22 protein-coding genes and 2 pseudogenes are annotated in these 26,046 nt (G+C 72.3%); 12 read left to right on the top strand and 12 right to left on the bottom strand.

Annotated elements, in window-relative coordinates; genetic code table 11:
• Positions 1-153 precede the first annotated feature (153 nt).
• Positions 154-1,041, bottom strand: coding sequence for a hypothetical protein (locus ABZ862_RS01520; RefSeq protein ID WP_360950381.1), 888 nt, complete (start codon positions 1,039-1,041; stop codon positions 154-156).
• 109 nt (positions 1,042-1,150) lie between these two features.
• Here ABZ862_RS01520 and ABZ862_RS01515 point away from each other — a divergent pair, with 109 nt between their 5' ends.
• Positions 1,151-1,561, top strand: coding sequence for a hypothetical protein (locus ABZ862_RS01515; RefSeq protein WP_360950378.1), 411 nt, complete (start codon positions 1,151-1,153; stop codon positions 1,559-1,561).
• Between the two features lie 332 nt (positions 1,562-1,893).
• Here the strand turns inward: ABZ862_RS01515 and ABZ862_RS01510 are convergent, their stop codons facing one another.
• The 5 genes from ABZ862_RS01510 to ABZ862_RS01490 all read right to left on the bottom strand — a co-directional run bounded on the left by ABZ862_RS01510 (position 1,894) and on the right by ABZ862_RS01490 (position 7,425).
• Entirely contained in the window at positions 1,894-2,364 is a 471-nt protein-coding gene (locus tag ABZ862_RS01510; protein ID WP_360951379.1) for a hypothetical protein, read from the bottom strand.
• 40 nt (positions 2,365-2,404) lie between these two features.
• Positions 2,405-3,340 (bottom strand): carbamate kinase, encoded by a 936-nt coding sequence (arcC, locus tag ABZ862_RS01505; protein WP_360950375.1) that lies wholly within the window; start codon positions 3,338-3,340, stop codon positions 2,405-2,407.
• A gap of 120 nt (positions 3,341-3,460) precedes the next feature.
• Positions 3,461-4,462 carry an ornithine carbamoyltransferase gene (gene argF, locus ABZ862_RS01500; protein ID WP_360950372.1) on the bottom strand — a complete coding sequence of 334 codons (1,002 nt, stop codon included), beginning with the start codon at positions 4,460-4,462 and terminating at the stop codon, positions 3,461-3,463.
• A 76-nt stretch (positions 4,463-4,538) separates the two neighbouring features.
• On the bottom strand, positions 4,539-5,786 hold the full coding sequence (locus tag ABZ862_RS01495) for an arginine deiminase (RefSeq protein ID WP_360950369.1): 1,248 nt from the start codon (positions 5,784-5,786) through the stop codon (positions 4,539-4,541).
• A 190-nt stretch (positions 5,787-5,976) separates the two neighbouring features.
• The gene (locus ABZ862_RS01490) at positions 5,977-7,425 is read right to left on the bottom strand and encodes an amino acid permease (RefSeq protein WP_360950366.1); all 1,449 of its coding nucleotides are present in this window, start codon (positions 7,423-7,425) and stop codon (positions 5,977-5,979) included.
• Positions 7,426-8,029: 604 nt separating this feature from the next.
• Here ABZ862_RS01490 and ABZ862_RS01485 point away from each other — a divergent pair.
• From ABZ862_RS01485 to ABZ862_RS01465, 5 genes are all read left to right on the top strand, one after another.
• Complete coding sequence (locus ABZ862_RS01485) at positions 8,030-9,199, top strand: hypothetical protein (protein WP_360950363.1); 1,170 nt, start codon at positions 8,030-8,032, stop codon at positions 9,197-9,199.
• A 312-nt stretch (positions 9,200-9,511) separates the two neighbouring features.
• Complete coding sequence (locus tag ABZ862_RS01480) at positions 9,512-10,579, top strand: YihY/virulence factor BrkB family protein (RefSeq protein WP_360950360.1); 1,068 nt, start codon at positions 9,512-9,514, stop codon at positions 10,577-10,579.
• 163 nt (positions 10,580-10,742) lie between these two features.
• Positions 10,743-11,114 carry a phage holin family protein gene (locus ABZ862_RS01475; protein ID WP_360951376.1) on the top strand — a complete coding sequence of 124 codons (372 nt, stop codon included), beginning with the start codon at positions 10,743-10,745 and terminating at the stop codon, positions 11,112-11,114.
• Entirely contained in the window at positions 11,111-11,560 is a 450-nt protein-coding gene (locus tag ABZ862_RS01470; RefSeq protein ID WP_360950357.1) for a DUF3618 domain-containing protein, read from the top strand. The genes ABZ862_RS01475 and ABZ862_RS01470 overlap by 4 nt, the downstream gene beginning before the upstream one ends.
• Before the next feature lie 4 nt (positions 11,561-11,564).
• A complete protein-coding gene (locus ABZ862_RS01465) occupies positions 11,565-11,831 on the top strand; it encodes a DUF4235 domain-containing protein (RefSeq protein ID WP_360950354.1) in 267 nt (88 codons plus the stop codon).
• A 78-nt stretch (positions 11,832-11,909) separates the two neighbouring features.
• On the opposite strand, the gene ABZ862_RS01460 is transcribed toward ABZ862_RS01465, so the two are convergent.
• Positions 11,910-12,920, bottom strand: coding sequence for a DUF2278 family protein (locus tag ABZ862_RS01460; protein WP_360950351.1), 1,011 nt, complete (start codon positions 12,918-12,920; stop codon positions 11,910-11,912).
• A 205-nt stretch (positions 12,921-13,125) separates the two neighbouring features.
• Between ABZ862_RS01460 and ABZ862_RS01455 the strand changes: the two genes are divergently transcribed.
• Positions 13,126-13,566, top strand: coding sequence for an SRPBCC family protein (locus tag ABZ862_RS01455; protein ID WP_360950348.1), 441 nt, complete (start codon positions 13,126-13,128; stop codon positions 13,564-13,566).
• 20 nt (positions 13,567-13,586) lie between these two features.
• On the opposite strand, the gene pucD is transcribed toward ABZ862_RS01455, so the two are convergent.
• From pucD to ABZ862_RS01440, 3 genes are read right to left on the bottom strand one after another with little or no spacing between them, the layout of a single operon-like run.
• Positions 13,587-16,055, bottom strand: a complete 2,469-nt coding sequence (gene pucD / locus ABZ862_RS01450; RefSeq protein ID WP_360950345.1) for a xanthine dehydrogenase subunit D — start codon at positions 16,053-16,055, stop codon at positions 13,587-13,589.
• Positions 16,056-16,058: 3 nt separating this feature from the next.
• Positions 16,059-16,652 carry a (2Fe-2S)-binding protein gene (locus ABZ862_RS01445; protein WP_360950342.1) on the bottom strand — a complete coding sequence of 198 codons (594 nt, stop codon included), beginning with the start codon at positions 16,650-16,652 and terminating at the stop codon, positions 16,059-16,061.
• Positions 16,652-17,542 (bottom strand): xanthine dehydrogenase family protein subunit M, encoded by an 891-nt coding sequence (locus ABZ862_RS01440; protein ID WP_360950339.1) that lies wholly within the window; start codon positions 17,540-17,542, stop codon positions 16,652-16,654. Before ABZ862_RS01440 ends, ABZ862_RS01445 begins: the two co-directional genes overlap by 1 nt.
• Before the next feature lie 529 nt (positions 17,543-18,071).
• Here ABZ862_RS01440 and ABZ862_RS01435 point away from each other — a divergent pair.
• From ABZ862_RS01435 to ABZ862_RS01425, 3 genes are all read left to right on the top strand, one after another.
• The gene (locus ABZ862_RS01435) at positions 18,072-19,757 is read left to right on the top strand and encodes a PucR family transcriptional regulator ligand-binding domain-containing protein (protein WP_360950336.1); all 1,686 of its coding nucleotides are present in this window, start codon (positions 18,072-18,074) and stop codon (positions 19,755-19,757) included.
• 183 nt (positions 19,758-19,940) lie between these two features.
• The gene (locus ABZ862_RS01430) at positions 19,941-20,738 is read left to right on the top strand and encodes a hypothetical protein (RefSeq protein WP_360950333.1); all 798 of its coding nucleotides are present in this window, start codon (positions 19,941-19,943) and stop codon (positions 20,736-20,738) included.
• A gap of 169 nt (positions 20,739-20,907) precedes the next feature.
• Positions 20,908-21,438: a DUF2231 domain-containing protein gene (locus ABZ862_RS01425; RefSeq protein WP_360950330.1), complete on the top strand. Its 531-nt coding sequence runs from the start codon at positions 20,908-20,910 to the stop codon at positions 21,436-21,438.
• A gap of 201 nt (positions 21,439-21,639) precedes the next feature.
• On the opposite strand, the pseudogene ABZ862_RS01420 reads toward ABZ862_RS01425, so the two are convergent.
• Positions 21,640-22,311: pseudogene (locus tag ABZ862_RS01420) on the bottom strand (GntR family transcriptional regulator); the annotation flags it as partial.
• A gap of 761 nt (positions 22,312-23,072) precedes the next feature.
• On the opposite strand from ABZ862_RS01420, the gene ABZ862_RS01415 reads away from it, so the two are divergent.
• Complete coding sequence (locus ABZ862_RS01415) at positions 23,073-23,864, top strand: (2Fe-2S)-binding protein (RefSeq protein ID WP_360950327.1); 792 nt, start codon at positions 23,073-23,075, stop codon at positions 23,862-23,864.
• A gap of 302 nt (positions 23,865-24,166) precedes the next feature.
• Positions 24,167-25,204, top strand: coding sequence for a DUF2637 domain-containing protein (locus ABZ862_RS01410; RefSeq protein WP_360950324.1), 1,038 nt, complete (start codon positions 24,167-24,169; stop codon positions 25,202-25,204).
• Positions 25,205-25,373: 169 nt separating this feature from the next.
• Here ABZ862_RS01410 and ABZ862_RS01405 read toward each other — a convergent pair.
• A pseudogene (locus tag ABZ862_RS01405) lies at positions 25,374-25,646 on the bottom strand (ATP-binding protein); the annotation flags it as partial.
• Positions 25,647-26,046 lie beyond the last annotated feature (400 nt).

Here is a 26,046-nt window from a genome sequence, read left to right as displayed (position 1 = left end):
AGGACGGGGGCGGCCCGTCGTCGGACCCGTCGTCCGACGCGTGTTGGCAGGTCGTGGTACATGCGAGGAGGAGAGTGGCCAGCCCCGCCAGGCGCAGGCGGTTGCGGCGCGTGGACATCGGGGAGGTGGGCACCGGAGAGGTTGAGAGGTTCTTCATCGGCCTGCTCCGGTGCACGACGTGGATCCACCCGGCATCAGCCAGTATCCGGTCGCCCCCCGGGATGTGACGCAGGTCGGCGTCGCCGCCGAGGTGGCGGTGATACGGAAGGGCCTGCCGTGGTCGGGCACCGTCAGCTTGCCCTGGTGACCGCCGCTGCTCCAGGAGAAGACGAGGCGGAACTCCGTGTCATAGCTGGTGGATCGGGGCTGAAGGACCAGGTACTCCGCGTCGCCCCGCTTGATGGCGTAGGGCCACGTCCTGAATTCCCGGGCGGTCTGCTCGCTGGTGTCGTCGGGGATCGCCTTGAGTTCGGGGGCCTTCTGGTCGAGATCGGCGGTGAAGACCCTCTTCGGGGCGTCGGAACCGCAGGGGTTGACCACGTGGACCCCGCGGGCCGGCCGGTGCCGGGCGACGATCTCCACGCGAGCACCGGTGAGGAGCAATTCTTCGTCGGTGGTGCCCTGCAGAACGATGCCGATCTTGTTGCCGGATGCCTGGATCCCGCCGCGGGGGAAGGACGGCAGGGGCGCCATGCCCTGTGCCGGTATCTTCAGTCCCGGGACGACGGCGGAGTCTGCGCAGTCCCAGGCGCTCGTGTCCGCATCGGCGAGCGGTTGGCCCGGTGCGGGTCTGGTGCCGCCGACCACGGCATCGTGGCCGTCGGACGTGTGTCTGGCCAGCAGCCCGCCGATGACCACGAGGACGACGGTCACTACCGCGAGGACGACCAGGACATCGGCCCTTCGTAATCCGTTGCGGACCAGGTAGACGATGTTGCCGATCTGGGTGACGTCGTTGCCGCCCTGCGCGACCGGCCCGTGGATCTCGGAGTCGGCGATCTCGTTACGCCGCTCCCCGTCCCGGCTCCTCGCGTGATCCATGTGATGACTCATCACTTGCCCCCCGAAACCCCCGTTTCACTCCGATGGAACCAGAACGCGCCCTACGATGTCCACTTGGAGTGACCACGTCGATTCGGGGGGTGTTCAAATGGATCCCGTGTCCGTAGGGCTGCTGGTGGCTCTCGCCGGTGGTGCGGGGGGTGAGATCGGCCGCCAGGCGTGGGCGGGACTCTCGGCGCTGGTACGCCGCCCCGCCTCGGCGGCGCCCGACGGTTCCCCGACGGCCTCGGGGGAGGTCGAGTTGAGGGCTCTGCGGGACGCCCCCGCCGACATCGATCGTGCTCATGCCCTGAGCACTGCCCTTGCGGTACGGGCCGCGCTGGATGCGGGGTTCCGCGAGGGGCTGCGGCAGTGGGCGGAGGAAGCGAGCACCGCGGTCGTGGTCGAGCCCGGCGTGCACAACAGCATCCACGGGAGCACTGTTCACGGCACTGTGATCCAGGCGGGCCGGGACGTGCACGGTCTGCCGGCGTCCGCACCGCCGCCCCCGGCTCTCTGACGGCGGGCGGGCCGTGGCAAACCGCGGCAGGCGGCACGGGGCGCCGCTCGCCGCGCAGTTCGTGCCGTGACCGTGCTGCGTCAAAGGAGCACGGCTGCCGTACGGGACTCAGGTCGGCGCATCGGCACAGCACCATGGCCCCTCGGCGGGCCGGGGAGCGAGTTGCCCGGTCTGGAGTCCTGTCCTCGACCGGCGTCATGCGGCCGTAAGCCCTGGACCCGGCAGCCCCGCCCGTTCGCGTGGCGGGGCGGCGGTCCAGCCGTGACGGTCGGCGCGGCGATGCGCGCACCGCGCCGACCGGTGCCGCCTTTCCCTCGGCGGGTCCGCCCCGGTCAGCCCGCCAGGGCTGCCATCAGGTCGGCCGCCAGGTGGTCGGCCTTTTCCGGGGTGCGGCAGACCAGGGCCACCGAGTCGTTGCCGCCGACCATGCCCAGGACGTCGGGGAGGGCGGCGGCGTCGAGGAGGGAGGCGAGGAGTTTGGCGGCGCCCGGGAGGGTGCGCAGGACCACGATGCCGCCGGAGGTCTCGGCGGCTACCAGGAGGCGTTTCACCGTGGGCCAGCTCGCCGCCGGTATGCCGGCGTGGGCGGCGGGCCGGCGGCGGGCGGCCTGTTTGCCCAGTTTGATGCCGAGGACCGTGAGGTCGCGGGACACCGTGGACTGGCTGACCTGGATGCCGCGTTCCGCGAGCAGGGTCACCAGGTCGCTCTGGGTCGTCGCCGTCTGATGGGCCACGAGCCTGGCGATCAGTTCCAGTCGCTGGGCTCGGCATCCGTCACCGGGTGCGCGCGGGTCCGTGTCCACTGCTGTTACTGCCTTCACCGACCGCCACCTCGCCCGTCACTCAGAAGTGGCCTTGCTCGGGGAAGAAACCACTCGGAGTGATGATAGTCCCCGTCTTGCCGGCCAGAATGTCCGCTGCGTCCTCCAGTGAGCCGATCGCGGCCATGTCGCCCGTGGTCTCCACGAAGCGGCACACGGCCTCCACCTTCGGGCCCATCGAGCCGGCCGGGAAGTCCTCGGCGCGCAGCTGGGCGGGGGTGGCGTTGTTGATCGGGGTGGCGTCCGGGGTGCCGTAGCCGCGCATCACGGTGGGGACGTCGGTGAGGAGGAGGAGGGCGTCGGCCTCCAGGGTCTCCGCGAGGAGGGAGGCGGTGAGGTCCTTGTCGACGACCGCTTCGACGCCGGTCAGGCGGCCGGTCTCGTCGCGGATCACCGGTACGCCGCCGCCGCCCGCGCACACCACCGTCGTACCGGACTCCAGCAGCTGGCGGATCAGCCGGGTCTCCACGACCCGCTGCGGCTTCGGGGAGGGGACGGTGCGGCGCCAGTACGTGCCGTCCTGGCGTACGGTCCAGCCGTGCTCCGCGGCCAGGGCCTTGGCCTCCTCCTCGCCGTAGACGGGGCCGACGAACTTGGTCGGGTTGTCGAAGGCGGGGTCGGCGGCGGACACCAGGGTCTGGTTGAGCAGGGTGCACACCTGGCGGCCGGGCAGGACGTTCTGGAGGGACTGGAGGAGCCAGTAGCCGATCATGCCCTGGGTCTCGGCGCCGAGGACGTCGAAGGGGTAGGGCTTGGTCAGCGCGGGGTCCGCGGCGCTCTCCAGCGCCAGGACGCCGACCTGGGGGCCGTTGCCGTGGGTGACGACGAGCTCGTGCTCGGCGGCGATCGGCGCGAGGGCCCGCATGGCCCGGCGCACTCCGGCCAGCTGGACGTCGGCGTCGGGGCGTTCCCCGCGCTGGAGCAGGGCGTTCCCACCGAGGGCTACGACAACGCGCATGGTTCTTGTTCCTTGCAGATGAGGGCAGATGAGGGCAGATGGGTCAGGGGGTGGGTCCCGGCCGGGGCAAGGGGCTTTCCTCTGTCCTGCCCCGGCCGGGGGCTTCTCGGTGGGGGCGGGTCAGTCGCCGAGGGTGGCGACCATGACCGCCTTGATGGTGTGCAGGCGGTTCTCCGCCTCGTCGAAGACGACGGACCGCTCCGACTCGAAGACGTCCTCGGTGACCTCCAGGGCCGTCATGCCGGTCTTCTGGAAGATGTCCTCGCCGACCCTGGTCTCCCGGTTGTGGAAGGCCGGCAGGCAGTGCAGGAACTTGACGTCGGGGTTGCCGGTGGCCTTCACCACGTCGGCGTTCACCTGGTACGGCTTCAGCAGGGCGATCCGCTCGTCCCAGACCTCCTTGGGCTCGCCCATGGAGACCCAGACGTCGGTGTAGAGGAAGTCGACCCCGGCGACGCCCTCGGCGACGTCCTCGGTACGGGTGACGCGCGCGCCGGTCCGCTCGGCGATGCGCTCGGCCTCCTCGAAGATCTCCGGGGCGCTCCACAGCTGCTTCGGGGCGACGAGGCGGACGTCCATGCCGAGCATCGCGCCGGCGATCAGCAGCGAGTTGCCGAGGTTGTTGCGGGCGTCACCGAGGTAGGCGAAGGAGATCTTGTGCAGCGGCTTGTCGGAGTGCTCGCGCATGGTCAGCATGTCGGCGAGCATCTGGGTGGGGTGCCATTCGTCGGTGAGGCCGTTCCAGACCGGGACGCCGGCGTACGCGCCGAGTTCCTCGACGAGGCTCTGGGAGCTGCCGCGGTACTCGATGCCGTCGTACATGCGGCCGAGCACCCGGGCGGTGTCCTTCATGGACTCCTTGTGGCCGATCTGGGAGCCGCTCGGGTCGAGGTAGGTGACGTGGGCGCCCTGGTCGTGGGCGGCGACCTCGAAGGCGCAGCGGGTGCGGGTGGAGGTCTTCTCGAAGATCAGCGCGATGTTCTTGCCGCGCAGGCGGGGGCGTTCGGTGCCGGCCCGCTTGGCGGCCTTGAGTTCGGCGGCCAGGTCGATGAGGGAGAGGAACTCGCGGGGGGTGAAGTCCAGTTCCTTGAGGAAGTTGCGGTGGCGGAGGTTGGCGGCCATGTCCGGGATCTCCAGGTGCGTAGTGGTGGGAGGGGGTGAGGGTTCGAAAGGGTCCGAGGGGGGTGGGGGCGGGGGGTCAGGAGGCGGCCGGGACCGGTTCGCGCTCGATGGGGCAGCTCATGCAGCGGGGGCCGCCGCGGCCTCGGCCGAGTTCGGAGCCGGGGACGGTCAGCACGTCGATGCCGTTGTCGCGCAGCATCTGGTTGGCGACCTCGTTGCGGGAGTACGCGACGACCTTGCCGGGGCTGACGGTCAGTACGTTGCAGCCGTCGTTCCACTGTTCGCGCTGGGCGGCGTAGGGGTCCTGCTCGGTGCGCAGCACGCGGACGGTGTTGAGGCCGAGGGCGTCGGCGATCTCGTCGAAGAAGGAGCGGTTCTCCTTGACGGTGATGCCGGTGGGGCCGGTGCTCGGGGTGAGGGTCCAGGAGCGCAGGCTGTCCGGGTCGAGTTCGCTGTAGAGGGTGAAGACGTCCCGGTCGACCATCGTCATGACGGTGTCCAGGTGCATGCAGGAGCGTGCCTTGGGCAGTTCCACGGCGATCACGCGGCTGGCGGCGTCGTGGGCGAAGAGGGAGCGGGAGACGAGTTCCACGCCGGCCGGGGTGGTGCGCTCGCTGAGGCCGATGAGGACCGTGCCGTTGCCGATGACCTCGACGTCGCCGCCCTCGATGGTGGCGGGTGCCTGCTCCTCGCCGGGGCTCCACAGCGGGAAGTCCTGGTCGGCGAACATCGGGTGGTAGCGGTAGATCGCCTCGTAGTGGACGGTCTCGCGCTTGCGGGCCCGCATCATCATGGGGTTGATCGACACGCCGCTGTACATCCAGCAGGAGGTGTCGCGGGTGAAGAGGTGGTTGGGCAGCGGGGTGAGGAGGAACTCGTAGTCCTCCAGGGCCTCGAGGCCGAGGGTGCGCGGGATGGTGCTGCCGGCGAGGGCCTTGAACTCGCGCTTGTTGATGCCGCCGATGAGGTGGTCGGCCAGGGTGTCGGAGGGCAGGTCGCGCAGGACGCCGTACGCCAGGCGGGAGAGGCCGCCGCCCACCAGTTCCTGGCGCTCGTCCAGTACCCGGTCGAGGACGAACTCCTGGGCCTCGCTCTCCTTGAGCGTCTCGGTGAGCAGGTCCTTGAGGAGGTGGACGGTGACGCCCTGTTCCCGCAGGGTGCGCTGGAAGGTCTGGTGCTCCTCACGTGCCTGAGGCACCCACAGCACGTCGTCGAAGAGCAGGCCGTCCTTGTTGCTGGGGGTGAGGCGCTGCATCTCCAGACCGGGCTCGTGGAGGATGACCTGGCGCAGGACGCCGGCCTCGGAATCGACGTGGAAGGGCATCGGGGTCTCGCTTTCTGAGGTGGAGGGGATACCGCGGCGGCGGTGGTGGTGACGGGGTGGTGACGGAGCCGGGCGGCGTCCGTGGCAGGGGCCGGGGGCCGGGATGCGGTGGGGTGGTGGGTCCGGAGGGCCGGGGGTCCGGCGCGTGGGGTGTGGGGCGGGGCCCAGGGGCGGTGCGGTGGTGGCGGGGTCAGACGGCTTCCGTGTCCGGGGCGGTGTCCGTGGCCCGGGCGGTGACTTCGGCCGGGGCGGGGTCCGCCACGAGGTCGGCCTTTCCGCCGTACTCGCCGCGGCGGCCCTTGACCCAGATGTAGACGACGACGCCGGCGAAGACCATCAGGGTCCCGCTGAACACCGCCTCGCTGCCGGAGCCGTAGATCAGCCAGAAGGAGAACGCGACGGCGAAGACGGCGATCACCACGTCGCGGGCGAAGGTCTGCGACACCTGCCTGCCCTTGGCGATCAGCCAGAAGAGCTGGACGCTGGTGCCGAGCAGGAACGGGATCGCGGTGGTGAGGGTGGTGAGCAGGACGACCGTCTCGAACACGTTGGCCGCACCGGCGTAGTTGAAGAGGATCAGTACGATCTTGAGGGCGAGGGAGATCGACAGGGCCGCCCACAGCGCCCCGTTGCGGCTCTGCTTCGTGAACACCTTGGGGAACAGGTTGTCCTGGGCGACCGCGTAGGGCACCTCGGCGCAGACGGTGGCCCAGCCGATGAGGGCGCCGATGCCGGACAGCACCGCCAGCGCGGAGACCACGCCGCCCCAGGCTCCGCCGAACATGTTGACCATCGCGTCGGCGAACGGCGCCGACGACTTCAGCAGTTTGTCGTGCGGCACGGTGCCGAAGATGGTGACGGTGCTGAGGAAGTACACCAGGGCGCAGGCCAGGGTGCCGTAGAGACCGGAACGGGAGATGTTGCGCTCGGGGTTGCGTACCCGGCTGGCCACGATGGCGGCGGTCTCGACGCCGGAGTACGCGAACAGCACCACGGCACCGGCCGAGGAGATGGCGCCCATCCAGGAGTTTCCGTCGGTGATGAACGGGCCGAAGTTGGCCGCCTTCAGGAAGAACAGGCCGACCAGCGACACGAACAGCAGCATGAGGAACTTCGCCGCGGTGACGATCGTCTGGATGAATCCGACCTTCTGGAGGCCGGCGAGGTTGATGAGGGTGGGGATGCACACGCCGACGATGGCGAGGAATGCCTGGCCGGGCTTGCTGTCCCAGTGCAGGAAGTAGTTGACGTAACCGACCCACGCCACGGAGATCGCGGCGTCACCCGCCAGTACGGTGATGTAGTACGACCACGCGCTGAGGAACGCGGGGAATTCACCGAGGCCGTGCCGGGCGTAGACGTAGGGGCCGCCGGAACCGGGGATCCGGGTCGACAGCTTGCCGAACACGGAGGCGACGGCGAGGGCGCCGACCGTCACCACCAGCAGGGCGACCAGGCTGATGGTGCCGTACTGGGCCATCGTCGCGGGCAGCAGGAAGATTCCGGTGCCGATGATGGACCCGACCACGAGCGCGGTGGCCGCCGGCAGTCCGAGGGTTGCCGACGTGTTGTCAGAGGGCTTCTCGGGGCCGTCGGGCGGGATCGCCTGTCTGTCCGCTGGTGATGACGTCGTCGTCATGTCTTTCTCCGTACTCGCCTGAACGGGTCGGCGGTTCGGATCCGGAATCCGGATTCGCGTCCGGGTTCGCATCTGGATTCGCGTCCGGATTCGGATTTCGTTCCGCCGCCCGTCCTGAGTTCCTGGGGGCGCCGCCAGTCTGCATCCGGTGCGTGGCGAGGGCGGGAAACGGCGATCACGGGGGAGCCGGGGGACGGGGGCGAGGGGCCGGCGGACCGGTTTCCCGCGTTACCCATGGGGCTGCATATTTGCAGCCGTGCCGTCCCGGAGGGCTGGTCGCCGGGTGTCCGGCCGGGTGGGCGGCCGGTGAATATCCATGCGGCTCCGGAGCGCATAACGTCTCTCCGCGTGCATGAATGTGTATGGCATTCACCGGTGCTGACGGCGGGCGGGTGAATCGTGGGGCGCGCGCCGGGGAATACGTATACAACCGCCGTCGGCGCCGCACCCCCGCCTTGACGTGGCCGGACGGGCCAAAGGTCCCTGGAATTCAGGTCCGTTCAGCCCACGCCGCCGGGACCTTGTATGCGGCGGCGGGCGGGGGTTCGGGCGTGAGGCTTCAGGTGGAACGACCGGCGTCCGTGCATGAAAGGTGGATCCGTCCATGGGAAGCTCGGCGGCACCGCTCATGACCGCCCGCCACCACCTCACGGGGGCGGGAACGGTCACCGTTGCAACCACCGGGACGGCCACGGCGGCAGGGTTGTCCCTGCTGCCTCCCGTCAGCCCGAACCTGCGGCTGCCGGACGCCTGGTCGGTGCTCGACAAGGCGGCGCAGCATCTGCCCAAGGAGGCACTGACGGCCAATGCCCGCCGCTGGACATGGCGTTGGGCGCAGACGGCCGATCTGCTGACGCGGCGTCCGGAGGTCGACGGGCTGCCGCGCCAGGTGGCCGGTGGGGCGCTGCTGCGGCTCGCCGTCATCGGGTTGTGCTGCGAGTGGCCGGACCTCGCCCCCGGGCCGCCGTCCGCGCCGGTGGCGGGGCACCGGTCGCCCGACGACCCTCCGGAGGCCGTGACGCGGCTGTGGCGGGCGCTGTGCCTGCGGCTGTACCGGCGGCCCACGGTTCCGGCGGGGCCGGTGCTGGCCACCTGGAACTGGCGGCTGGACGTACCGAGCGGCCGCACCGGCCGCCCCTACGAACCGGCGGACCTGCTGGCACCCGGCGCGCTGGAACCGCTGTACTGCTGGCCGTCCGTGGCCGCCGCTCCGGAACTGGCCCGGCTGCTGGCCACGCAGACCGCGATGCTCGCCGCGGTGGCCGGGCTGCCGCGGTCCGCGGCCGACCTGTTCGAGTCCGGCTGCCCGGCCGACCGGCTGCTCCGGGTCCTCGACGAGGTGGAGGCCGCGTGCGAGACCCTGCGGCTGCTGGCGCTGGACGCCCGGCGGGCGCTCGACGAGGCGGGACCGCTGTCACCGGCCCAGCGCCGCGTCCTGCACCGCGTCGCCGCGGCGCCGCCCGGGCCGCGCACCCCGGTACGCGGCCCCGGTGTCCCCGGCGGGCGGCTGCCGCTCGCGCTGGAGACGCCGTGGCTGCTGCTCGGCGGGGACAGCACCGTACGGCGTCAGGGTCCGCCGTGGTCGCCGCTCGGTGGTGACACGGACCGGGAACAGACGCGGCTGCTGGCGTTGGTGCACATGGTGGGCCGCCAGCTGGAGGGGCAGTACCGCCGGCATCCCGCCGCCAGGACGGCGCACGGGCGGGCGGTGGGCGCGTGGCTGGCATCGGCACGGGAGCATGCCTGCGTGGTCGCTGCGTGCGGCGTCGGGTGACTTCGGGGGCTGCGGGGCGTGGGTTCGGTGCGGGGTCCGTGGGGCGTGGGTTCGGGTGCGGGTGCGTTGTGGCTTGGCGCGCAGTTCCCCGCGCCCCTGGGGGGCTGATCTTCGGGGGGCCGTGCGGGTGCGTTGTGGCTTGGCGCGCAGTTCCCCGCGCCCCTGGGGGGGCTGATATTCAAGGGTGGGTGCGGGTGTGGTGTGGCTGGTCGCGCGGTTCCTCGCGCCCCTGTGGGGGTTGATCTTCGGGGGGTGGGGGTGGGTTTGGGTGGGGGGGGAGTAAGGGCGCGTTAGCGGGTTACCCGGAGGGGCATGGCAAGACTGCATCTTTTGGGGCATAAGGACCATCGCGGACGCGTGGAGGAGCCGTCTCCCGACGTGCCGCCGCCGGAGGAGGCCGGGCCCGGGCCGGACGTGGAGCGGCGGGCGCCGGACACGCCGGCGAAGTTGCCCAAGCACGCCTGGGGAGCGGTGCTCAAGGGCGCGATGCGCGAGTTCAAGGACGACGAGCTGACCGACCGCGCGGCGGCCCTGACGTACTACGGCGTGCTGTCGTTGTTCCCGGCGCTGCTGGTCCTGGTGTCGATGATGGGGCTCACCGGGAAGTCGGCCACCGACAAGGTGCTGAACAACGTCCGGCAGCTCACTCCCGGCTCGGCCCGCGACATCATCACCCGGGCCGTCGAGCAGCTCCAGGGCAACACGGGCACCGGCTCCCTGATGGCCGTGGTGGGCGTGGTGCTCGCGGTGTGGTCGGCGTCCGGTTACGTGGCGGCGTTCATGCGCTCGGCCAACCGCGTCTACGACATCCCCGAGGGCCGTCCGGTGTGGAAGATCCTGCCGGTCCGGGTCGGCCTCACGGTCGTGCTGATGGTGCTGGCGGTGGTCAGTGCCCTGATCGTGGTCTTCACCGGCGGCGTCGCCCGCCAGGCCGGTACCGCGCTGGGCATCGGGGACACGGCGATGACGGTGTGGTCGATCGCCAAGTGGCCCGTCCTCGTGGTGCTGGTCACGGCGATGATCGGGCTCCTGTACTGGGCCGCCCCGAACGCCAAGGTGCGGGGCTTCCGGTGGATCACGCCGGGCAGTTTCCTGGCCCTGCTGATCTGGATGGCCGCCTCCGCCGGGTTCGCCTTCTACGTGGCGAACTTCGCCTCGTACAACAAGACCTACGGGACCATGGCCGGCGTCATCGTCTTCCTCGTCTGGCTGTGGATCAGCAACCTGGCGATCCTGCTCGGCCTGGAGTTCGACGCGGAGACGATGCGGCAGCGGGCCATCGCCGGCGGGCTGCCTCCGCACCGGGAGCCGTACACCGAGCCGCGCGACACCCGCGCCTGGGACGAGACGGATCTGCGCCGGATGGACGAGGGCGCATGACTCCGGCCGGCGCCGCACGCGGGCCCGAGGGATGCGGCAGGGACGACGAGACGAACAGGAGCTGATCGCCGTGTCGAGCACGCGGACGTACCCCACGCAGAGCACACACGCCACACGCACCACGCCCGACGGTCACCACGCGGCCGGTGCCGGCCAGGAACCGGTGGGTGAGCTGGTACAGCGGGCCTCGCAGCAGCTCACGGAGCTGGTGCGCGGTGAACTGCGCCTCGCGCAGGCCGAGATGAAGGAGAAGGGCAAGCGTTACGGCAAGGGCGGCGGCATGTTCGGCGGCGCCGGGGTCGTCGGCTTCCTGATGTTGCAGGCCCTGGTGGCCACGGCCATCGCCGCGATCGCGGTGGCACTGCCGGTGTGGGCGGCGGGGCTGATCGTGACCGGGGTGCTGGGTCTGATCGCGGCCGTCCTGGCCCTCGGCGGGAGACGGCAGGTCGGCCGGGCGGCGGGACCGGCGCCCCAGCAGACCATCGAGAACGTGAAGGCCGACGTGGCCGAGATCAGGGAGAGTGCCCACCGATGACCGAGCAAGCCCAGCAGCAGGCCCAGAAGACCCAGCAGGCGCAGCAGGCTCATGACGAGCAGGCTGCCGCCAGTCCCGAGGAACTGCGCGAGCAGGTCGAGCGGACGCGTTCGGAACTGGGCCGGACGGTCGAGGCCCTCGCCGCCAAGGCCGATGTGAAGGCCCGGACACGGGCGAAGGTCACCGAGGTCAAGGAGCGGGCGGCGGCGAAGGCCGGCGCGATGAAGCGGCAGGCCGCCGCGAAGAGCGGGACGTTGAGGCACCAGGCGGCCTCCGGCGCGGGAACCGTGCAGCACAAGGCCACCGATGTCGCGCACCGGACGCGGGGCCGCGCGGCCCAGGGGGCACGGCTGGCGCAGGACAACCGGAAGGCGGTGCTGGTCGCCGCCGGTGCGACGGGTGCGGTCGCCGTGGTCTGGCTGATGCTGCGGCGCCGGAGGGCGTGACGGCATGAAGACATCGAAGATCGTCTACAAGCCGGTCGGCCTGGCCCTCGGTGCGGTGAGCGGCATGATCGCCGACGCGCTGTTCAAGCAGGCGTGGAAGATCGGCGGGCACGACGCCGACGCTCCCGATGCGACCGACGAGGACCGCGGGTGGGGTGAGATCGTGGTCGCCGCCGCGATCCAGGGCGCGATCTTCGCCACGGTGAAGGCCCTGGTCGACCGGGGCGGCGCGACCGCCACCCGCCGCCTGACGGGCACCTGGCCGGGCTGAACCGGCACGGGTGCCGCCAGGCGCCGAGGCGCTGCGGCGGCGGACGGGCGGTACCCCCGGCCTTTGGGGGTACGGCTGTCAGAAGACCGTCGTCCAGCCGACGCGGGAGGTCTGGTCGGTGGTGTAGGAGACGCCGTGGGCTTTCAGGCCGTGCGCGTCGAGGAGGGTGATCCCGCCTCCCTGGCCGGGCGGGCGGGTGCCGTCCGTCAGGGGGAAGAGGCGGGTGGTGCCGGGGGCCAGGGGGCCGGGCGGGACCGGGGTGGCGGTGCCGTCGTGGTCGGTGATGTGCCAGCCGGTGAGGTCGACCGGTTCCGGTGAGGCGTTGATCAGGGTGACGGTCTGCCGCGCGGGGGCCGGGCCGCGCGGGTTGAGCAGGGCCGCGGCGATGCGCACCGGCTGCGTACCGGGGCCGGGGCGGGTGCCGTCCGCCTCGGGGACGGTGTGGCCCGTGGTGTCGTCGGTGTGCCATTTCTGGCTCTGGAAGGCCAGGAAGACACCGACCCACCGGTTCTGGCCGGGGAAGTGGACGAGTAGTCCGCCGTCCTGCCAGGTTCCGTCGTCCTTCGCGAAATCGGGGCTGTTGCCCTGGTTCATGTGCACGTCGTGGACGCCGTTGCCGGGCAGGAAGCCGAAGATCTTGTCCTTCACCCCCGGTTCGGGCCCCCACCGCTCGCCGAAGACGTACAGGCGGGCCGAGTCGTCGGTGATCGCGCGCTGTACGTAGTGGTCGAGGAGATCGGCCAGGTCGTTGTCGGGGCCCGCCACGTCCGGCGGCAGCGGGCGCATCGCGGCCGGGTCGAAGAGGTTGCCGCGTACGAAGTCGAGGTTCGCTCCCCCGGGGCCGGGCGGCAGGCTGTTCCAGCCCTTCGGCAGGTCCGCCACGCGGGCGGTGACCGGGTGGCGGAAGTCGTCCGCGACGAAGTAGAGGAGTTCCGAAGGGGATTCCTGGGACTTGACGTTGACCGCGGCCCGGTACTCCGTGCCCGCGTCGTCGACGAGGTGGATCTGGTAGTGCGGGGTCTGGGCGTTGCCCTCGCGGTGGACACCGACCGCCTTGGCTATCAGGACGCCGTACGACTTCAGTGGCATGGTCACCAACCTCCTCCGTGGCCGGGCGAAGTACCCGGCCCTGCGGGATCGTAGGGCCGGGCGACGCGGTACCGCCGGTGTGCCTGCGGCCGGCGTGCGTGTCTACTGTCCGGCATACCCGGTCCCCCGGCCTGAGGGATGGTCCGTCCGGGTGAGGCGGAGGCGAACCTGTGAGTGCGCCGGGCCGGGTGCCTAAGATCGTCGTGTGGTCGTCCTTCTTCTTGAGCGTACGGCGCCGTTGCCGCTCGACGAGGCCTGGCGCCGGCTCACCGAGTGGTCCCGGCACGGGGATGTCGTGCCGCTGACCCGGGTCACCGTGGTCACTCCGCCTCCGACGCGGGTGGGTACCGTCTTCGTGGCCCGTTCCGGGATCGGTCCGCTGGCCTTCGACGACCGTATGGAGGTGACCGTGTGGCGGCCGCCCGAGGACGGCGGGCCCGGGTTCGTGCGGCTGGTCAAGCGGGGCCGGGTGGTGCGGGGTTGGGCCGAGATCGAGGTGTGTGAGGGACCCGGGGGCCGGTCACGGGTGATCTGGCGCGAGGAGCTGGGGGTGCGGTTCCTGCCGGGTGCCTTCGATCCCGTGGTGCTGGCGGCGGCGCGGTCGGTGTTCGGACGGGCGGTCAACCGGCTGCTGCGGCGGGCGTGAGACGCGCCCTCCGAGGTGGGTCAGGTGTGGTCCGCGGTGGGTCGGGTGGGGTGCGTCAGGTGTTCCGGGCGGACCGGTACCCGGTTCAGGTCCAGGCCCGTGGCGTCGCGGATCGCCGCCAGGACCGCCGGGGTCGAGGACAGGGTGGGGGCCTCGCCGATGCCGCGCAGCCCGTAGGGCGCGTGCTGGTCGGCCAGTTCGAGGGTGTCGACCGGGATCGTGGGGGTGTCGAGGATGGTGGGGATCAGGTAGTCCGTGAAGGACGGGTTGCGTACCTTCGCCGTCCTCGGGTCCACCAGGATCTCCTCCATCACCGCGATGCCCAGGCCCTGTGCCGTGCCGCCCTGGATCTGGCCCTCGACGGAGAGGGGGTTCAGGGCCTTGCCGACGTCCTGGGCGCAGGCCAGCTCGATCACCTTCACGAGGCCCAGTTCGGTGTCGACCTCCACGACGGCACGGTGCGCGGCGAAGCTGTACTGGACGTGTCCGTCGCCCTGGCCGGTGCGCGGGTCGAAGGGGCGGGTCGGACGGTGACGCCATTCCGTCTCGCACTCGACGGTCTCGTCCTCCAGTACGTCCGCCAGGTCCGCGAGGACCTCGCCGGCGTCGGTGACCACCTTGCCGCCCTCCAGGCGGAGTTCGGCTCCCGTCCAGGCCGGGTGGTGGGTGGCGAACTTGCGGCGTCCCCGTTCCAGGACCTTCTCCCGTACCAGCTCGCAGGCGTGCTTCACGGCGCCGCCGGTGACGTACGTCTGCCGTGAGGCGGAGGTCGAACCGGCGCTGCCCACCTGGGTGTCGGCGGGGCGGATGGTGACGTGGGCGACGCCCAGTTCCGTGCGGGCGATCTGCGCGTGCACGGTGATGCCGCCCTGACCGACCTCCGCCATCGCGGTGTGCACGGTGACGACCGGTTCGCCCGCCACCGCCTCCATGCGCACCCTGGCCGTCGAGTAGTCGTCGAAGCCCTCGGAGAAGCCGACGTTCTTGATGCCGACCGCGTAGCCGACACCGCGCACCACGCCTTCGCCGTGCGTGGTGTTGGAGAGGCCGCCGGGCAGCTGCCGTACGTCGACGCCCTCGCTGCTCTCCCACTGGCGTTCCGGGGGCAGCGGCAACGCCTTGACGCGGCGGAGGAGTTCGGCGACCGGGGCCGGGGAGTCGACGCGCTGGCCGGTCGGCATGAGGGTGCCCTGCTCCATGGCGTTGCGCTGTCTGAACTCGACCGGGTCCATGCCCAGTTCGTGTGCGAGCTTGTCCATCTGCGCCTCGTAGGCGAAGCACGCCTGGACCGCGCCGAAGCCGCGCATCGCCCCGCAGGGCGGGTTGTTGGTGTAGAGGGCGAGGGCCTCGACGTCGACGTCGTCCACGGCGTACGGGCCGACGCCGAGCGAGGCCGCGTTGCCCACGACCGCCGCGGAGGACGACGCGTACGCGCCGCCGTCCAGGACGATCCGGGCTCTGACGTGGGTCAGTCTGCCGTCGCGTGTGGCACCGTGCTCGTAGTGGAGGCGGGCCGGGTGGCGGTGGACGTGTCCGAAGAAGGACTCGAAGCGGTTGTAGACCATCTTGACGGGTCTGCCGGTGCGCAGGGCGAGCAGACAGGCGTGGATCTGCATCGACAGGTCCTCCCGGCCGCCGAACGCGCCGCCGACGCCGGACAGCGTCATCCGCACCTTGTCCTCGGGCAGGCCCAGGACGGGCGCGATCTGGCGCAGGTCGGCGTGCAGCCACTGGGTGGCGATGTAGAGGTGGACCCCGCCGTCCTCGTCCGGCACGGCGAGGCCGGATTCCGGGCCGAGGAACGCCTGGTCCTGCATGCCGAAGTGGTACTCGCCCCGGACGGTCACGTCGGCGCGGGCCGCCGCCCGTGCGGCGTCGCCGCGGACGACCGGCTGGCGGTGCAGGACGTTGGGGTGGGGGACGTGGGCCGCGTAGGGGTCGGTGCGGTGCTCGTGGAGGACGGGGGCGTCCGGTGCGGTCGCCGTCGTCTCGTCGGTGACGACCGGGAGTTCGCGGTACTCGACGCGGATGCGGGCGGCTGCCCGGCGGGCGGTCTCCGGGTGGTCCGCGGCGACGATCGCGACCGGCTCGCCGTGGTGGCGGACCCTGCCGTGGGCCAGGACCGGCGTGTCCTGGAGTTCCAGGCCGAAGTGGCGTACGGGGGCGGGCAGGTCGTCGTACGTCAGGACGGCGTACACCCCGGGGGTGGCCAGCGCCTCGCCGGTGTCGACGGACACGATCTCGGCGTGGGCCACCGGGGAGCGCAGGATCTGGCCCCACAGCATGTCCTCGTGCCAGAGGTCCGAGGCGTAGGCGAACTCGCCGGTGACCTTGAGGGTGCCGTCGGGGCGGAGGGTCGACTCGCCGATGCCGCCGCTCGTGCCGGTACCGGTGCCGGTGCCGGTGTGCTGGGTGAGTTGTGCGGGGGCGCCGTTCGGGGTTCCGTTCGGGGGGCCGGGAAGCGGGGTCGCGGGGTCGGGGGCCGGCATCGGTCAGGCCTCCCGTGACTGCCGTACGGCCGCCAGGCGGACCGCGTCCATGATCTTCTCGTAGCCCGTGCAGCGGCACAGGTTGCCCGACAGTGCCTCCCTGATGTCGGCGTCGGAGGGGTCGGGGTGGTGTTCCAGCAGGTCGTCGGCGGCGACCAGCAGGCCGGGCGTGCAGAAGCCGCACTGGACGGCGCCCGCGTCGATGAACGCCTGCTGGACCGGGGCGAGCGCGATGCCCTCGCCGGTCCGGGAGCCGGTGCCCTGCGGCACCCACCGGCGGGCCTCGTCGAGAGAGGTGCCCGCGCCGTCCCGCGCCGTGCGCTGTTCGGCGTGCGGGTCCGTGCGCTGTTCGGCGTACCGGGCCAGGCCCTCCACGGTGACGACCTCCCGGCCCTCCGCCTGGCCCGCCGCCACCAGGCAGGCGCACACCGGCACACCGTCCAGGCGGACCGTGCAGGAACCGCATTCTCCCTGCTCGCAGGCGTTCTTCGAGCCGGGAAGGCCGAGGCGTTCACGCAGGACGTACAGCAGGGACTCGCCCTCCCAGACGTCGTCCGCCTGCTGCGGGCGTCCGTTGACGGTGAGGTGCACACGCATCACGCGGCTCCTTCCCGGGCGAGGCCGGTGGCGCGGTACGCGTCCCAGGCCCAGGTGAGGGTTCTGCGGGCCAGGACGCCCACGGCGTGGCGGCGGTAGGCGGCGGTGCCGCGGACGTCGTCGATCGGGTTGCAGGCGGCGGCGCAGAGCTGCGCGAACCGCCGGGCGGCGGACGAGGGGACGGTCCTGCCGTTGTCCCAGTGGCCGCCCTCGTCGAGCGCCGCGTTCAGGAAGTCCTCGGCGGCCTTCGCGCGGACCGGTGTGGGGGCCGCCGAGCCGATGCCGGTACGCACGGTCCGGGTGGCGGGGTGCAGGGCGAGACCGAGGGAGCAGACCGCGATCACCATGGCGTTGCGGGTGCCGACCTTGGCGTACTGCTGCGGGCCGTCCGCCTTCCTGACGCGTACGGCGCGGATCAGTTCGTCGGGGGCGAGCGCGTTGCGCTTCACGCCGGTGTAGAAGTCGTCGATGGGGATCAGGCGGGTGCCGCGCACCGACTCCGCCTCGACGACCGCGCCCGCCGCGAGCAGCGCGGGGTGGGCGTCGCCGGCCGGGGAGGCGGTGCCGAGGTTGCCTCCCACGCCGCCGCGGTTGCGGATCTGGGGGGAGGCGACGGTGTGCGCGGCGAGGGCCAGGGCGGGGAGTTCGGTGCGGAGGCCTTCCAGGATGCGGGTGTACGGGACGGAGGCGCCGAGGCGGACCTCGGTCTCGCCGGTCTCCCACTCGTAGAGGTCCGGGATGCGGGTGAGGTCGAGGAGGTGGGTGGGGCGGCGGTGGTCGAAGTTGATCTCGACCATGAGGTCGGTGCCGCCGGCGAGGGGGGTGGCGGTGGGGTGCTGGGCCTTCACCGCGAGGGCCTCCGGCCAGGTGGCGGGGCGTAGGAAGTCCATGGCCTGGCTCTCTTCTCTGGCTGGTCGGAGACGGTGCGGTGCGCTGCGCGGGGGTGCTGTGCGGGTGCGGGTGCGTGGGGGCTGGTCGCGCAGTTCCCCGCGCCCCTGAGGGGGTTGGAGCCGGCGGAGTTTGCGGTGGGGCCGGGGTGCGTGGGGCGCTGTGCGGGTGTGTGGGGGCTGGTCGCGCAGTTCCCCGCGCCCCTGAGGGGGTTGGAGCCGGCGGAGTTTGCGGTGGGGCCGGGGTGCGTGGGGCGGGTGCGGGTCTGTGGGGGCTTGGCGCGCAGTTCCCCGCGCCCCTGAGGGAGTCGGGGGTGGGTTCAGTAGACAGGGGGGTGGGGGTGGGGGGTCAGTCGCGGAACGTATGAAGGAGTTGGCTGGCCAAAGGGGTAATCTTGTAGATTCGTATGAACGGTGGGTGTCGGAAACCTCGTTGGTTCCCCGTGGAAACAGCAGGGGCGGTCCGGCGGCCCGGGACCGCGGCTCACCGTGGTTCCCGAGAGACAGCGACACAGAACGGCGGCGACGAGAGATGCGGCTGCGCGCACTGCTGGAGACCGATGCGCTGGGCCTGCGGCTGCTCGGTGGCGAGGGGGAGCTGGACCGCGCCGTACGGGGTGTGATGACCACCGATCTGCGCGACCCCAGCCGCTACCTCTCCGGCGGTGAGCTGGTCCTCTCCGGCCTGGCCTGGCGGCGGGACGCGGCGGACTCCGAGCGGTTCGTGCAGATCCTGGTGCAGGCCGGGGTGACCGCGCTGGCGGCCGGCGAGGCCGAGCTGGGGGACGTGCCCGAGGATCTGGTGCTGGCCTGTGCCCGCCACCGGCTGCCGCTGTTCGCGGTGCACGAGTCGGTGGCGTTCGCGACGATCACCGAGCATGTCGTACGGCAGGTCAGCGGCGAGCGGGCCGGGGATCTCGCGGCCGTCGTCGACCGGCACCGGAGGATGATGACCGCCGGGCCCGCGGGCGGCGGCCCCGACGTGGTCCTCGATCTGCTCGGCTCCGACCTCGATCTGCGCGCCTGGGTGCTCTCCCCCACCGGACGGCTGATCGCGGGCCCGAAGGCCGCCGCGCCGGGACTGCCCGCCGAGGTGTGCGCCACGCTGGCCGCCGAGCATCTGGCCGCCACCCGGGCGGGGCGGCGCGGGCCGCACCGGGTGGCGCTGGGCCACACGACGTACAGCCTCTTTCCCGTGCGGGGCGGCCACCCCGGTGGCGGCCGTGGCCCGCGGGAGCCCCGGGACGTACGGGAGACCCTGCTGTCGGACTGGCTGCTGGCCGTGGACGCGGACGCCGGGGACTGGCCCGCCGAGCGGCTGGACCTGCTGTACGGCGTCACCCAGCTCATCGCCGTCGAACGCGACCGCACGGACGCCGCGCGCACGGTACGGCGGCGGCTCGCCCAGGAGGTGCTGGAGCTGCTGCGGACGGGCGCCGCGCCGACCGAGATCGCGGCGCGGCTGCGCGTCGCCGCGCCGGTGCTGCTGCCCGGGCTCGGTACCGCCCCGCACTGGCAGGTGGTCGTGGCCCGGGTGGAGTGGGCGGGCGGCGAGGTCGAGGGCGGCCCGGCCGCCCAGGCGCTGCTGGAGGAGATCCTCGTCGATCCGCGCAGCAGCGGTCCCGAGCCCTCCGGCCGTATCGCCGTCGCGTGCACGGACGACGAGGCCGTGGCGCTCGTACCGCTGCCCGCGGTGGCGGGCGAGCACGACGGCTCCGAGACCGGGACCGTCGCCGACACACTGCTGGAGACCGTACGGGACCCGCTGTCGGCGGGCCTCGACGACGACGGGCGGCTCACGCTCGGGGTGAGCGCGACCGTGCACTCCGCGGAGGGGCTGCGCGGGGCGCTGGAGGAGGCCCGGCACGCCCGCCGGGTGGCCGCCGCGCGGCCCGGTCGGGTGTGCGCGGCGGGGCACCAGGAGCTGGCCTCGCACGTCCTGCTGCTGCCGTTCGTCCCGGACGACGTACGGCGTGCCTTCACCGCCCGGCTGCTGGACCCGCTGCGGGACTACGACCGCCGCCACCGCGCCGAGCTGATCCCGACGCTGGAGGCGTTCCTGGACTGCGACGGCTCGTGGACGCGCTGCGCGACCCGGCTGCATCTGCACGTCAACACGCTGCGGTACCGGGTCGGGCGAATCGAGCAGTTGACGGGTCGCGATCTCTCGCGCCTCGAGGACAAGGTGGATTTCTTCCTCGCGCTGCGCATGAGTTAGCGCATGTGCCGAGGCCGGCGGGGCGCGTGGCGGCGGCTGCTCGCGCTCCCCCTGCCCCGCGGCGCGCCCCACCACTTTGTGAAAACTTTCACCCACCCCCTTGGCCCGGCGCGCGGAATGATGCTGGAATGCCGCCAACACTCAAGGCTCAACGATGTGCTCGGTGTGCTCGGGGAGGGCAATGTGGCGTATTCCGCCATGTCTGGAAACGGAACGGCGACTCCGGATGACGATCCTCTCCAGACCGCGGTGTGGCGGCTGCGCTCACGCGCCTGCTGGGCCGACGCGGCGGCACTGATCACCGGGGACACGGCGGGCGGTGCCCTCCAGCGGGCCTCTCTGTTCGTCGAGCGGTGTCTGTACACCGAGGCGGGCTGGGAGGAGGCCGAGGACGCGCTGCGTACGGCGGAGGCGCTGGCGCAGGGCGACGAGGAACGCGGGGCGGCCGCCTGTGAGCGCGGTCAGCTCGCCTACGCCGCCACCGTGCACCAGGTCCGCGACCGGGCCGACGAGGCGCGGGCCGCACTGGGCCGGGCGGCGGCGCTGATCCCGCCGGGGGCCGCCGGGCGGGCCCTGCTGGACTTCCGGCGCGGGCTGCTCGCGGAGAACCTCTCGCACTCCCCGCAGGCCGCCAGGGCCGCCTATCTGCGGGCCCACTCCGGTGCCGCCGCGCATCCCGACCGGCTGCTGCTGTCCTCCACCTGGCGTCATCTCGCCGGGCTCGCCCTGCGGGACGGCGACCTGGCCGAGGCCCGGCACGGCTTCGCCGAGTCCCTGCGGATCCGCGAGGAGCTGGGCTACCTCGTCGGTACGGCACCGGCGCTGGCCTCGCTGGCCGACGCCGAGACCGAGCCGGAGGCGTCCCGGCTGCGCGAGGAGGCCTGGCGGCTGTGCCGGCTGCTGGGCGGCGTACCGACGTGGCTGTCCCGGCAACTGCCGCCGCCGGAGCCGGAGACGGGGCCCGGGGCGGCTACCGCCTGAGGGCGGTGGAAGGGAGCGGAGAGGCACCCGGTAGCCTGTCCGACCGGGGACGACGCCGCGCCGTGTCCTGAAACGCGTGGGTCTGGCGAGGCTTAGCGGGGGCTCAGAGGAAGCTGAGAAGTTCCTGTGGCAGGCTGACGGCCCCAACCCCCCTGAGGAGTCCCCTCGCATGAGCCTCATCAACGGACTGCCCGCGCATGTCCTGCTTGTCCACTTCGTCGTCGTCCTCGTTCCGCTGACCGCGCTGGCCCTGGTGGTGTCCGCGGTCTGGCCGGTGGCCGCACGGCGTATCGGCGTGGTTCTTCCTGTCATGGCCCTGGTGACCCTGGGCAGCGTGCCGCTGGCCACCGAGGCGGGCGAGTGGCTCGAGCGGCATGTCGACAGCGACCCCCTGGTCCGCCGCCACGCCGAACTGGGTGACGGGATGCTCCCGTGGGCGCTGGGCCTGTTCGTGCTGGCCGCCGTCGTGTGGTGGACGACGCGCCGGACCGCCGCCGCGGAGAGCGGCGCGCAGGGCGGTGCCCAGGCGTCCGGCCGCACCGGGTCGGTCATCCGGATAGCCGCGGCCGTGCTCTCCGTGGTGGTGGCCGCCGGCGCCGTCGTCGACGTGTACCGCATCGGCGACTCCGGCGCGAAGGCCGCGTGGCACGACGGCTACTCCAAGACGGCGACCGGCGGCAAGGGCGACGGGGACGAGTGACCCGGTTCCCGCCGGGCTCTTGCGCCTCTTCGCCTCCGCGTCTCTTTGCCTCCGTGCGCGGCTGTGCCTGCGGCCCGCGACCTGTGAGCCGCTGAACTTCTGAATTTCTGCACGTCTCCACGGCCCGTGGGGACGGTCCGGCCGAACGGACCGCCCCCACGGGTTTTCCCGTACCCCGGCGGGCGGCGCGGTGTCCCGTGGTCAGGCGGTGGCCGTGAAGTGCTCGCCGAGGACGTGCCGTACGGCGTCCAGGTCGCGGGCGATCAGGGCGTCCAGCAGGGCCGTGTGTGCCGTCGCGTCGGCCAGCAGGTCGGTACGGGGGTGCCCGGACGGGGCGTTGGTGAGGGGCCACTGCGCCCGGCGGTGCAGGTCCTCGGCGAGGCGGACGAGCTGCTCGTTGCCGGAGAGGCCGAGGACGGCGCGGTGGAAGGCGCGGTCGGACTCGCCGTACGCGGCGGGACAGCCGGCGGTCGCGGCGCGGACCGTCTCCTCGGCGGCGGGCCGCAGTTCCGCCCAGCGCTCGGCGGGTACGGTGCGGGCCAGCCGCAGCAGGACGGGGACCTCGATCAGCGCCCGGATCTCGGCGAGTTCGGCGATCTCCCGGGCACCACGCCGTACGACCCGGAAGCCGCGGTTCGGTACGACCTCCACAGCTCCTTCCAGGGCGAGTTGCTGCATGGCCTCGCGGACGGGTGTCGCGGAGACGCCGAAGCGCTCCCCGAGCACGGGCGCCGAGTACACCTCGCCGGGCGTCAGGTTCCCCGCGGCCAGCGCGGTGCGCAGCGCGTCGAGGATCTGCCCGCGCACGGAGGACCGCTGGACTACGGGACGGGCCGAGGGCGCGGGGGGCTCACTGTGGGTGTGCTCGCCCCGGGTGCCGGCCGGGAGCGCGGACGTCTGCCGGGGGGCGGACGTCGTCCGTGCCGGATTCCGGGCGGGCGCCTCCGCCGGGGTGAACGGCCGCGCGGCTCCTCGCGCTTCGGCCTGCGCGGACCGTGGTGCGGGGTCCTGCGCCGCGCCCCGCCCGGGGCGGGTGCCGGCCCCATGGACGCGGTCCCTGTCGGCGGCCGTCGGCTGGACCGGGACCTGGAGGCGGCCGTACCGGGCGCCCGGACCGAGGTCCGGAACCGCCCGGGACGCAGGAGCCGACCGGGGCTCCGGAACCGATCGGGGCTCAAGGACCGACCGGGAATCCCGCGCCGGGCGGGACTCAAGGACCGGACGGGAATCCCGCGCCGGACGCGGCTCAGGAACCGACCGGGAATCCGGCGCCGACCGGAGCCCAAGGACCGGACGGGAATCCGGTATCGGGTGAGGGCCCGGTGCCGGCCGTGACCGGTGCCCCGGTTCCGTCGCGGGGACCGTCCCGGCCTCCGTCCCCGCTTCCGCCTCCGCGCTCTCCCCCCGCTCCGCTTCCCGCAGGGATTCCGCCCCCGTCTGTGCCGAGCCCTGTGCGCTCTGCGTCACGGGGGCCTCCTCCGGGTTCGTCGGGACTGGGGTCGTCTTGGGGTCATTACGACGGGTTGTTACTTGTCCGTCAAGCACCTTAGGGGCAGAAGCCGACAGTTCAAATCCAGGCCGCCTTAGGTAAGGTGAGCCTTACCTGCACTCGATCCCGAATCGGTGGTCCCGGCATGCCCGTCGTCACGTCGCGCCCGTCATCACCCCTCACCTCCGCGTACACCCGGCTCACCGCGGCGTTCCCGGGTCTCGTCGTGACGGAGCCGGGCCCCGGCGAACGGCTCCCGCAGGGCGGCGGCTGGGTCACGGCGGCCTCGCTCGCCGCGGGCGGGGCGGCACTGGACGCCTTCCTCGCCTGGGACGACGAGCAGGTACTGCGGGACTACGGCACCAGGGCCCGCCCGGACGTGGTCGCGAGCTTCGCCCTGCACCGCTACGCCTGGCCCGCCTGTCTGCTGTTCACCGTCCCCTGGCTGCTGGAGCGCCGGGTGCCGCGGCTGCCCGTGACAGCGGTGTCGTACGACCGCACGGCCGGCCGGATGGCCGTACGTCCCGTCTCCTTCGCCTGCCTGCCGGACGATCCGGCGGCGGCACTGCCCGGGGCCCGGACGGTCGCCGGTGAGGAGGCGCTGCGCGCCGAGGTACGGGCGGCCGTCACGGAGCATCTGGAGCCGCTGCTCGCCGCGTTCGGGCCGCGGATGCGGCGGCGCGGGCGCGCCCTGTGGGGCATGGTGACCGACGAGATCACCGAAGGACTGCGCCACGTCGCCCCGTTGCTCGGCACGGATACCGAGCGGCGCACCCCACGTGAGCTGGCACTTCTGCTCCCGGAGGTCACCGGGTCCGGCACCCGCGCGAGTTGCTGCATGTTCTACACCGTGCGCCCCGCGGACGCCTGCGCGACCTGTCCGCGCACCTGTGGCGCCGTCCGAAACGTCAAACCCATAACGATTGCGGCGGCTTGAGCTTTCCTCAGTACCACGCGTCACACCCCTCCCGTAAGATCGCCGACGAGGAGACCTCACGTACGGTGACAGGCGATTCACAAGTTCCTCACTTTTCACGGTAACTTTCCGTGGAACCAGCCGTACGGGTAGTCTTACTCGAACTCAACTCCCGCCCCTCAAATGGCAGTTCGGGCAGAACGCCGCCCTTGGCATCCCCTTGCACTTCCTTGGCGGCCTCTTGCCCCGAAACCCCCTGAGGGCTCGGCGGAGTGGTCCACTATGGCGGGCGATACGCCCTATCCCAATGCAAGGGACCCCAGATGAGACTGACCGACATATCGCTGAACTGGCTGCTTCCGGGCGCCGTGCTGCTCCTGGGTGTGCTGGCGGCGGTGGCGGTGCTCACGCGCAGCAAGCGGTCCGGGGAGCACGCGAAGGCCGAGGACTCCTGGGAGCGCAGCGAGGAGCGCCGCAGGCGCAAGGAGGCCCTCTACGCGACGGCGTCCTACGTACTCCTGTTCTGCTGCGCCGCGGTCGCCGCGGCGCTTTCGTTCCACGGCCTGGTCGGCTTCGGCCAGGAGAACCTCGGCCTGACCGACGGCTGGGAGTACCTGGTGCCGTTCGGCCTCGACGGTGCGGCGATGTTCTGCTCCGTGCTCGCGGTGCGCGAGGCCAGCCACGGTGACGCGGCGCTCGGCTCGCGCATCCTCGTGTGGACCTTCGCGGCCGCCTCGGCCTGGTTCAACTGGGTGCACGCGCCCCGCGGCGTCTCCCACGCGGGCGCTCCGCAGTTCTTCGCCGGCATGTCCCTGTCCGCCGCGGTGCTGTTCGACCGCGCGCTGAAGCAGACCCGTCGCGCCGCGCTGCGTGAGCAGGGTCTGGTGCCGCGCCCGCTCCCGCAGATCCGTATGGTCCGCTGGCTGCGGGCCCCGCGCGAGACGTACAGCGCCTGGTCGCTGATGCTGCTCGAGGGCGTGCGCAGCCTGGACGAGGCCGTCGAGGAGGTGCGCGACGACCGCCGTCAGAAGGAGGACACCCGGATGCGCCGTCGCGAGCAGCAGCGCGTCGAGCGTGCCCAGCTCAAGGCGCTCAGCCGGGGGCACCGCGGCTTCATCGGCCGGGGCCCGGGTCATCAGGCGGAGCCCGCCGCTCTGGAGCGTGCGAGCGCCGAGCGTGTCTCCGCGGAGCCTGCCATAGCGGCCGAGCTGCCCGTGCGCGCCCGTCCCTCGCTGCAGCCCGTGCGGCAGGGTTCCGACTCCGCCAAGGTCGATCTCACCGCGGAGGACGACACAATGGCTCTCCCGCGGCTCGACTCGCTGGAGCGCAAGCTGAAGGACCTGGAGCAGCAGTTCGGCTGACAGGACGGCAAGCCGCGACGGTCGGAAGGTGACCGCCCGCGGGCACGATTCGGGGCGGGGGCGCGGCCTGGCACAGGTCGCGCCCCCGCCCCGTGCCGTATCCGGTCAGCGCCGTATCCGCCCCGCGCCGTATCCGGTCCGTCCCTCCGGACCTGTCCGGGTCACCGCCTCACGCGACGTCGAGTTCGAACCACACCGACTTGCCGACCCCGTGGGCGCGTACGCCCCAGGCGTCCGCGAGGGACTGCACCAGAAGCAGGCCCCGGCCGTGTGTGCCCTCGTCGGGGTCCGACACGCACAGCCTCGGCCTGCGGGACACGAAGTCCCTCACCTCCACCCGGAGTCCGCCGGGCCCGACGGTGGCGGTCAGTACCGCGTCGTGGTCGGTGTGGATGAGCGCGTTGGTGACGAGTTCGCTGGTGAGCAGCTCGGCGACGTCCGACACCTCGGAGACACCGGAGGCGCGTCGCGGACCGCCCGAGTCCTCCGGAGCCGTCGAGGCTCCCGTACCACCCGTGCCGTCCGTGCCGGCCGTGTCCCGTGAGGCGCCCGTGCCGCCGTCCGGCTGATGCGGGCTGTCCGGGCCGTCCGGGGTGTCCGCCGTGCCGGGATGTCCGGGGCTCCCCCACTCGCAGAGCAGTTCCCGCAGTGCCCTGCGTGATTCGGAGACGGCCCGCAGGTCCGCCCTGCCGAGTCTGCGTCTGAGTTGCGGTGCGGGCGCCCGCTCCGTGCCGGCGCCCGGCTCTTCCTCCACTGACGCGGCCACCGACGTGACCGGGGAAGCCCCGATCGTCACAGGACCGCCCCCTCGTGCTTGCCTCTCCATGACCCCCGCCCGCACG

It is taken from the genome of Streptomyces sp. NPDC047000 (assembly GCF_040644295.1).
In the GTDB taxonomy this organism is placed as follows: Bacteria; Actinomycetota; Actinomycetes; order Streptomycetales; family Streptomycetaceae; genus Streptomyces.
Note: the sequence above shows the minus strand (reverse complement) of the source record. Positions and strands in the feature narration are given on the sequence as shown.